Annotated in this window: 8 protein-coding genes; 5 read left to right on the plus strand and 3 right to left on the minus strand. The window is 61.1% G+C overall.

From position 1 onward, the window contains the following. Positions 1 to 196: 196 nt before the first annotated feature. From WBB95_RS21015 to WBB95_RS21025, 3 genes are all read right to left on the minus strand, one after another. Positions 197 to 1,501 carry an ATP-binding protein gene (locus WBB95_RS21015; RefSeq protein WP_424489326.1) on the minus strand — a complete coding sequence of 435 codons (1,305 nt, stop codon included), beginning with the start codon at positions 1,499 to 1,501 and terminating at the stop codon, positions 197 to 199. Further along, positions 1,498 to 2,238 carry a response regulator gene (locus WBB95_RS21020; RefSeq protein ID WP_424489327.1) on the minus strand — a complete coding sequence of 247 codons (741 nt, stop codon included), beginning with the start codon at positions 2,236 to 2,238 and terminating at the stop codon, positions 1,498 to 1,500. Before WBB95_RS21020 ends, WBB95_RS21015 begins: the two co-directional genes overlap by 4 nt. A gap of 157 nt (positions 2,239 to 2,395) precedes the next feature. Then, a complete protein-coding gene (locus WBB95_RS21025) occupies positions 2,396 to 3,808 on the minus strand; it encodes a PLP-dependent aminotransferase family protein (protein WP_424489328.1) in 1,413 nt (470 codons plus the stop codon). Positions 3,809 to 3,966: 158 nt separating this feature from the next. On the opposite strand from WBB95_RS21025, the gene WBB95_RS21030 reads away from it, so the two are divergent. From WBB95_RS21030 to WBB95_RS21050, 5 genes are all read left to right on the plus strand, one after another. Beyond that, positions 3,967 to 4,131 carry a rubredoxin gene (locus WBB95_RS21030; RefSeq protein WP_016968943.1) on the plus strand — a complete coding sequence of 55 codons (165 nt, stop codon included), beginning with the start codon at positions 3,967 to 3,969 and terminating at the stop codon, positions 4,129 to 4,131. A 27-nt stretch (positions 4,132 to 4,158) separates the two neighbouring features. Then, a complete protein-coding gene (locus WBB95_RS21035; protein ID WP_424489329.1) occupies positions 4,159 to 5,028 on the plus strand; it encodes a sugar phosphate isomerase/epimerase family protein in 870 nt (289 codons plus the stop codon). A 68-nt stretch (positions 5,029 to 5,096) separates the two neighbouring features. Beyond that, positions 5,097 to 5,729, plus strand: coding sequence for a LysE family translocator (locus WBB95_RS21040; protein WP_424489330.1), 633 nt, complete (start codon positions 5,097 to 5,099; stop codon positions 5,727 to 5,729). A gap of 77 nt (positions 5,730 to 5,806) precedes the next feature. Next, positions 5,807 to 6,865 carry a diguanylate cyclase gene (locus WBB95_RS21045; RefSeq protein WP_424489331.1) on the plus strand — a complete coding sequence of 353 codons (1,059 nt, stop codon included), beginning with the start codon at positions 5,807 to 5,809 and terminating at the stop codon, positions 6,863 to 6,865. A 47-nt stretch (positions 6,866 to 6,912) separates the two neighbouring features. Next, a complete protein-coding gene (locus WBB95_RS21050; RefSeq protein WP_424489332.1) occupies positions 6,913 to 8,142 on the plus strand; it encodes a M20/M25/M40 family metallo-hydrolase in 1,230 nt (409 codons plus the stop codon). The last annotated feature ends 25 nt before the right edge of the window (positions 8,143 to 8,167 follow it).

Consider the following 8,167-nt stretch of genomic DNA (forward strand, 5'->3'; position numbering starts at 1 on the left):
CGGCGGCCCACGGATTCAAGCCGGAGTGAGGGCACACCGAGCCTAGGCGAGGTGCCGAGTGGAGGGGCAAGAGCGTTTTGCTTACTTTTGCGCTCCACCAAAAGTGAGCCGCTGTAAGAGCGGAACCCATATCCGCCATCACCCAACTGCCGGATATGTACACTCAACTCAACTCAGCCCAACTCAATTCAACGGCTCAAAGCCCCAACCTAACCTCAGCACACAACCCCCCCCCAACCCGATTACTCAACGTCAGCGACCCCCCAACCGCCACCGCCAACTGCTGCGCAATCGCCAGCCCCAACCCCGTCCCCCCGGTCCCGCGATTACGCGAACTCTCCACCCGATAAAACGGCTGCATCACCTGCAGCAACTCATCCTCGGCAATCCCGGGCCCGCGGTCCAGCACCTTGATCGACAACTCCCCAACCGCCGTCGAGCCCACTTCCAGCTCCGCGCTGCCGGCGAATTTCAAGGCGTTGTCCACCAGGTTCACCAGCACCCGACGCAACGCGTGCGGCCGGGTATCGAGCACCACCGCGCTCTTGCCCGTGAGGCTGACCCGCTTGTTCATGTCCTGATAGTCAAACACCAGGCTGTCGAGAAACGCATCCAGGTCAATACGATGACTGGCCTCGGTCGCCCCATGAACGCTGCGCGCATACGCCACGCCCTCGCGCACCAGGTGTTCCATTTCCCCCAGGTCGCTCCACAGCTTGTCGCGGTCGACGGAGTCCTCCATAAACTCGGCGCGCAGTTTCATGCGGGTGATCGGCGTTTGCAGGTCATGGGAAATCGCCGCCAGGATCTGCATGCGTTCCTTGAGGTATTCGGCAATGCGCTGTTGCATCGCATTGAATGCCGCCGCCGCATGGGCGACTTCAGTGGGGCCTTTTTCGTCGAGTGGCGTGGGATGGGCGTTGGGGTCCAGGGTTTCCACGGCGCGCGCCAGGCGGGTCAGCGGGCGGATGGCGAGGCGCACGGCGATCCACGTGCAGCCGAGCAACAGCGCCAGTTGCAGCACCAGCACCACCGGCAGCCAGTAGGCAACGGGTTGGGCGGCGGGGCGCACGTCGAGGGTGATCGGGTTGCCGTCGGCCAGGGTCAGGTGCGCCTGGAAATGCTTCTGCACGCCGGGGATGTTGCGAAATGTCAGGGCGTAGTGCTCGCCCAAGGCGTCCGAGATCGACGTGGCGGCCATCGGCACGTCATCGCTGCTCATCGGCTCGCCGGTCTCACCGGCGTTGAGCAGGTAGCGGTAGTTCTGGCGGTCGATGCGCGGCAACCAACTGGCGCGTTCGGCGGCGGGGAGGCGGTCGAGGATCGCCACCGAGGTGGCCACATCGTTCTCCAGGTTGCCGAGCATCGTGGTGCGCGCGCTGATGTAGCGCTCATAAAACTGCGCACTGAAGGACAAACCATGGGCGCACACCAGGCTGATCAAAAAGATCAGTGACAGCTGCGACGCCAGCGTGCGCGGCCAGCCAAACCGCCATTTCATTGTTCGGCTCCGAGGATTTCCACCGGAAGGGAAAACACGTAGCCCTCGCTGCGCACGGTCTTGATATACGCCGGTTCTCGCGCGTCATCCAGCAGGCGTTGACGCAGGCGACTTACCAGCAGGTCGATGGAGCGGTCGAACAAATCCGCGTCGCGGCCTTGGGTCAGGTTAAGCAACTGGTCGCGGTTGAGTACGCGTTGAGGGTGGTCGAGAAACACCCGCAGCAAGCGATATTCCGCGCCGCTCAGGGCCACCAGCGTGTCGTCTTCATCCAGCAGGTGGCGGGCAGTGGTGTCGAGGCGCCAGCGGCCAAAACGAATCAAGCGTCCGGTTTCACTGACGACGAGGTTCGGCGGCAGCATGCGTGTGCGGCGCAACACCGCGTTGATGCGTGCCAGCAGTTCGCGGGCGGCGAAGGGTTTGACCAGGTAATCATCGGCGCCCATTTCCAGGCCGATGATGCGGTCGGTCTCATCGTTGCGCGCGGTGAGCATCAGCACGGGCGTGGCCTTGTGCTTGCCCACCCGCAGCTCGCGGCACAGCTGTAACCCGTCGTCGCCAGGCATCATGATGTCCAGCACGATCAGGTCCACCGGCGTGGCGTCGAGGAAGCTGCGCATCTGGCGACCGTCCGCGACCACGGTGGTGCGCATGCCGTTTTTCTTCAGGTAATTGCCCACCAGTTCGCGGATCTCCCGGTCGTCATCGACGATCAGGATGTGATCGACATGATCCATGCTGCCTTCCTCGTTAAATACTCGATGGGGCGCAGTCTAGCCACTGTCGAGGGCCTTGCCTTGTGCCCTTTGTATTGCAGTGTATCTGGCGATAAGCAGATACATGACGAAGCAAAAAACCAGGCTCAAGCGACGGGCGACTCACTCATTCGAATGCTTAAGGGGCTCGCACGGCCCTGAGCAACAACGCCTCAAACACCCGCTGCGCGCGGGGGTCGTCGCTGTGGGCGACATTGAAACGCATCGAATCGCGGTGCGCCGGGTCGTAGCCGAACAGCGCTCCCGGCGCCAGCACCATGCTGCGCTTCAACGCTTCCTGGGCCAGCAATTCGCCGTTCACCCCGGGCGGCAAACGCGCACATATAAACATCCCGCCTTCATAAGCCATCGGCAGTTCGCAGCCGCAGCGCTTGAGCCATTGCTCGACGCGCCCGCCGGATTCCATCAACCGCTGCACCATGCGCTTGCGGTGCTTGGCGTAACTGCCTTCGCTGAGCATGCGGTAGACGATTTGCTCGAACAGCTCCGAGGTCACGCCGCCGCTCATCAATTTCATATTGGTCAGGTTGGCCGCCAGCTGCGGCGCGGCCACCACATAGCTGACGCGGGTGTTGGCGCTGAGGATTTTCGAGAAGCCCGACAGGTAAGTGACCTGGTCCAGCCCGGCAAGCGCGGCCAGGCGCGGGGGAGGGTTGGGGTGCAGGTCGCCGTAGAGGTCATCCTCGACGATATGGCAATGGTATTGCTGGGTCAGTTGCAGCAGGCGGAAGGCCTGGCTGGGGCTGAAAGAATGGCCAGTGGGGTTATGCAGCACGCTGGTGGTCAGGTACAGGCTGGGGCGGTGTTCGGCGAGCAGGTGTTCAAGGTCGGTGAAGTCGAAGCCATCGGGACGGCGCTGGATGGTCACGACCTTGACGCCATGCAGCGCCAAATTGGCGTGGAAGTTGAAGTAGCACGGCGCGTCCAGCAGCACCGTGTCGCCGGGCCGGGCGAGCAGGCGCATGAGCATGTCCAGGCCTTGCACCGTGTTGGGGGTGGTGATGATTTGCTCCACCGGCACCGACAGGCCTTCGGCGTGCAGCTTCTGTTGCAGGGCCTGGCGCAGCGGCAGCAGCCCGGCCGGCGTGCCGAGCCCGGCAATGCGCAGCGAGGGCGCGCGGACCACGCTGCGCATGGCTTGGCGGATGGCCTCGGCGTTCAGCCATTCTTCCGGCAAGTGGCCGCCACCGGGGCGCAGCTCGCCGCTGGCAGTCACCAAGGGGCGGCGCAAGACGCTGAGCAGGTCCTGCGGCAGTAAATCCACCCAGGCCACGGAAGCGGGGCGGGCTGTGTCCATCGCCACGAAGTAGCCACGGCCTTGGCTGGATGTCAGCAGGTTGCGCCCGCGCAGGCGGTCCAGTGCCTCGTTGAGCGTGAACTTGCTCACACCCAGGGTCTCGGTCAGCTCGCGCACCGACGGCAACTTGCTGCCGGGCGCCCATTCGCCGTTTTCGATGGCCTGGCTGAACGCCTCGACGATCTGCTGGACCTTGGGTGTGCCTTCCACAAACGCGATGGCGGATACAAACATAAACCTTCCTTGTCTTTGCCGGTGATTTTACCGGTGAAGTTAGGCCGGATTAGGCATCACTTTACCTGCCTTGCGCAATGCGGCTCCCCTAGACTGCGCGCCATCTCGCCAGGAAGTGGCGAAATTTCTTACACGCGAGCAATGGATTTCGCATTCTCATGAAGACTTATATGTGTGCACCCTGCGGTTTTATGTACGTAGAAGAATTGGGCATTCCTGAAGACGGAATCCCGGCAGGCACCCCTTGGGAAGAGGTGCCGGAAGACTGGACATGCCCGGACTGCGGCGTGACCAAGGCCGATTTCATGGCCATCGAACTCTAACGCGCCATCAACGAAAGGAATCGCTCCATGGAAAGCAAACTGATCAACCCCACCGTGCCGTTTTGTACCGGCGTGGCCCACCAGAAATACCTCGCCGCTGAAAAAGGCCTGCAAACCGCCATCGAAGGTAGCTGCACCCACTGGTATATCGACGGCAGCCTGTTTGGCGAAATGGTCGACGACTGGACAGAGGCGCGCATTAGCAGTTTGCAGGAACAAATTGCCGCCACCGGCGTGAAGCCGATTTTTCACGGTAATTTCAAGGCGCCGCTGGGCAGCGACGTCGAGGCGTTCCGCGCGGCGGCCGTGGACTACGTAAAGAAGGAAATCGACATCGCCAGCCGCTTGGGCGCGCCGTTGATCATCCACGGTGGCTGCATCGTCGAGCCAAAAATGGTGCTGATGGCCAAGAAGGTTGCCTTGGAGCACTACCTCAAGTCGGTGCAGGAACTGGCTCTTTATGCCGAGGCCAAGGGCACCGACATCTACCTTGAAAACCTGTCCAACTACATCAACTACCGGCCATTTCACTACATCTTCACCCATGAAGCGGAATACGCCTTTGTGTTCGAGCGCCTGCAGGCACACAGCAATGTGTACTTCTTCCTTGATGCCGGCCACGCCAACATCGAGAACGGCCTGCCGGCTGAAGTCGTGCGCAAGTACCACCATTTGATCAAAGGCATTTCCTTCAGCAACAACAATGGCGTGCAAGACCAGCACTTCGGTATTCACGACGGTAACTGTGATTACGCCGACGTGGTGCAGGCCATCGTCGAAACCAACTGGAAAGGCCTGGTGGCGTTTGAAACCCGTAACCAGACGGCCAAGGCCGCCCTCGCTGACTTGGCGCTGATGTACCGCGAATCCCTGACGACCGAAATCGCGGTCGCCTGATGGGCCCTGGGGCGAACGCGTATTGCGTGCGCCCCGTTGTTGTTTTTTTCAATCCAGGGTCCCGGACCATGACAAGTGCGTTAACGCTGTCTTCGTTTCTCTACTTTTTGCTGTTTTGCGCCACCATGACGTTTAGCCCTGGCCCCATGACCTTGCTGCTGTTAAGCCTGGGCTTGAAGGACGGCTTGCGCAGTTCGATCCCGGCGCAGATTGGCGCCAGTGTGTCGTACCTGATTTCAATCCTGATCTTTGCCGTGGGCTTTTCGGAATTGATCAAGGGCAACATCGCGATTACCCAGACCATCCAGTTTGTCGGCGTGGCCTACATTCTCTACCTCGCCTATAAACAGTGGACCAGCAGCGGCGTGTCGATCAACAAGGCCGGCGCCGTGGAGGGTTCACGCAGCTTGTTCGGCAAGGGCTTGCTGACCGGTTTTTCCAACCCCAAGACCATCATCATGTTCAGCGCCGTGTTCCCACAGTTTGCAGGCGCCGGGGAGCACAGCTCAGCGGCGGACATCGCCATCCTCGGGCTGACGTTTCTGACGCTGCAATTTGCCAGCGGCTGCCTGTACTGCTATTTCGGCCAGCGCATCAAGCACGTACTGGAAAACCCCAAGCGGCGGGTGTTGCTGCAGCGAGTCACGGCGGTGTTGCTGCTGGGAGTGGCCGTGATGCTGGCGCGCGGTTTTTCACACTGAAGAGACTTATGAGCGGTAGTGGCGATTTGACGTTGCCCTGATAGACTCCAGGCATTCATCCAGGATCACAGCCCACCATGTCAGCCGCAGGAGGAAATGGACTTCCGCTCGCATCACGGTTGTATAAATCGCGCACCCTGGGGCTGACGCTCGGTTTTGTGTGTGTGGTGTTTGCCATGTACCCCTTGCACCCGCCGCTGTGGGTCTGGGCCTGGATGGTCATCAACGCCTTTGTCTGGCCGCACCTTGCCTATCAATGGTCGCGTCGCGCGAGCAACTCACTGCGCAGCGAACGCCGCAACCTGATGCTCGATTCCTTTTTCGGCGGGTTCTGGGTCGGCGCCATGCATTTCAACCCTTTGCCCAGTGTCACCACCTTGTCGATGATGACCATGAACAATGTCGCCATCGGCGGGCCGCGTTTCATGCTGGCGGGGTGGGTGGCGCAGGCGCTGGGGATCGGCGCCTCGTTGTTGATATTCGCGCCGGCCTTTGTTGCGGTGACCACCCAGGCCCAGCTCTATGCCTGCCTGCCGATCCTGATGCTGTATCCCTTGGCGCTGGGCTGGATCTGCTATCGCCAGGCGGTGACGCTGGCGCGGCACAAACGCGAATTACTGGCCTTGAGCCGCACCGACAGCCTGTCCGGCCTGCTTAACCACGGCGCCTGGAAAGACCATCTGGAGATCGAGTTTCAACGTTGCCGCCGCGAACAGCAGGGGGCAGCAATCGCGCTGATCGATATCGACCACTTCAAGATCATCAACGACACCTACGGCCACGTGACCGGCGATATCGTCCTGCGCCAGTTGAGCAAAGTGCTGCGCCAGAACCTGCGCGCCACTGATCTGGCCGGGCGCTACGGCGGTGATGAGTTCTGCGTGATCCTGCCGGACATGCCGCTCAACCGCGCCACCGAAGTGATGGATGCGCTGCGTGATCGCTTCAACGCCCTGGCCTATGCCCAGGACCCCACCTTGCGCGCCAGCTTGAGCATCGGCCTGGCGCCGTATCAACCGGGACATGCCGATTCGACCAGTTGGTTGAATGACGCCGATCAGGCGTTGTACGAAGCCAAAAGCAGCGGAAGAAACCGCGTCAGCGCGGTGCAGGGGACTTGGTTGCGGTCGGTTTAGTGGGGTAGGGTGTGGCGTCCCCTCCCAACAAAAACAAGGATCGGTTCATGCTCTTCACCTTCTCACGTACCCTCCTGGCCGCGACCCTGGCCTTGTCTTTCGCTGCACCGGCCTACAGCGCCGAACCCCACAAACAAATCCAGGCAGATTCGGAACAGTACAAGGCCGACGCCTTGAAATTGCTCGAACGCCTGGTGAATATCGATTCGGGCTCCGGCTACGAGCCGGGCCTGACCCAAGTGCGCGACATCGCGGTCGATGAGCTCAAGCAGCTTGGTTTCTCCATTGAGCTGGTGCCAGACAAAGCCGCGAACAACAGCCACGTGATCGCCACCCTCAAGGGCACCGGCAAAGCAAAAATCCTGCTGATGGCGCACATGGACACCGTGTTCAAGGAAGGTTCGGCCGCCGAGCGTCCGTTCCACATCAAGGACGGCCGTGCCTATGGCCCGGGCGTGATGGATGACAAAGGCGGTATCGTCGCCGGCATCTACGCGTTGAAAGTCCTCAAAAATCAGGGCTTCAAGGACTACGCGCAAATCACCTTCCTGCTCGACGCCAGCGAAGAAACCGGTTCCGACGCCGCCTCCGACCTGATCCGCAAAACGGCCAAGGCCCACGACGTGACCCTGAACCTTGAGCCAGGCCGCCCAGCAGATGGCCTGGTGGTTTGGCGCAAAGGCAGTGCCACCGCGGTGGTTGAAGTCAAAGGCAAGGCCGCCCACGCCGGCGTTGCTCCGGAACTGGGGCGAAATGCGGCGATGGAAGCTGCGCACCAGATTTTGCAGCTGAGCAAACTGGGTGATGAAGAGAAGAAAACCACCATCAACTTCACCGTGCTAAAGGCCGGCGACCGCGTCAACGTCATCCCCGACCAAGCCACCGCCAAAGCCGACGTACGCGCGGCGCTGCCGGAAGAGTTTGATCGGATCGAGAAAGACCTCGCGCGCGTTTCAGCCAACAAGCTGATTCCCGACACCGAAGTGAAAACCAGCTTGCTGCGTGGCCTGCCGCCGATGCCGCAGACGCCGGAGTCGGACAAACTGGTGGCGATCGCCCAAGGAATCTACGGCGAACTTGGGCGTAAGTTGACCATTGAAGGCAGCGGTGGCGCGGCGGATGCGAGTTTGTCGGCCGGGGTGGGAACGCCGACGCTGGACGGGTTTGGGATTGTGGGCGGGAATATTCACACCCCGGAAGAGTATGCGGAGGTGGAGAGCGTGGCGCCGCGGGTTTATTTGTTGAGTCGGATGATTATGGAGCTTTCGAAGCGGTGATTGGGCTGCTCACCCATTCACTATG

Origin of the sequence: Pseudomonas sp. (assembly GCF_049645325.1) — a bacterium.
In the GTDB taxonomy this organism is placed as follows: Bacteria; Pseudomonadota; Gammaproteobacteria; order Pseudomonadales; family Pseudomonadaceae; genus Aquipseudomonas.

Bases quoted from the DNA above. Each gene is read 5' to 3' on its own strand.
- WBB95_RS21020 (WP_424489327.1), bottom strand. From the start codon at position 2,238: ATGGATCATGTCGATCACATCCTGATCGTCGATGACGACCGGGAGATC.
- WBB95_RS21015 (WP_424489326.1), bottom strand. From the start codon at position 1,501: ATGAAATGGCGGTTTGGCTGGCCGCGCACGCTGGCGTCGCAGCTGTCA.
- WBB95_RS21040 (WP_424489330.1), top strand. From the start codon at position 5,097: ATGACAAGTGCGTTAACGCTGTCTTCGTTTCTCTACTTTTTGCTGTTT.
- WBB95_RS21035 (WP_424489329.1), top strand. From the start codon at position 4,159: ATGGAAAGCAAACTGATCAACCCCACCGTGCCGTTTTGTACCGGCGTG.
- WBB95_RS21025 (WP_424489328.1), bottom strand. From the start codon at position 3,808: ATGTTTGTATCCGCCATCGCGTTTGTGGAAGGCACACCCAAGGTCCAG.
- WBB95_RS21050 (WP_424489332.1), top strand. From the start codon at position 6,913: ATGCTCTTCACCTTCTCACGTACCCTCCTGGCCGCGACCCTGGCCTTG.
- WBB95_RS21045 (WP_424489331.1), top strand. From the start codon at position 5,807: ATGTCAGCCGCAGGAGGAAATGGACTTCCGCTCGCATCACGGTTGTAT.
- WBB95_RS21030 (WP_016968943.1), top strand. From the start codon at position 3,967: ATGAAGACTTATATGTGTGCACCCTGCGGTTTTATGTACGTAGAAGAA.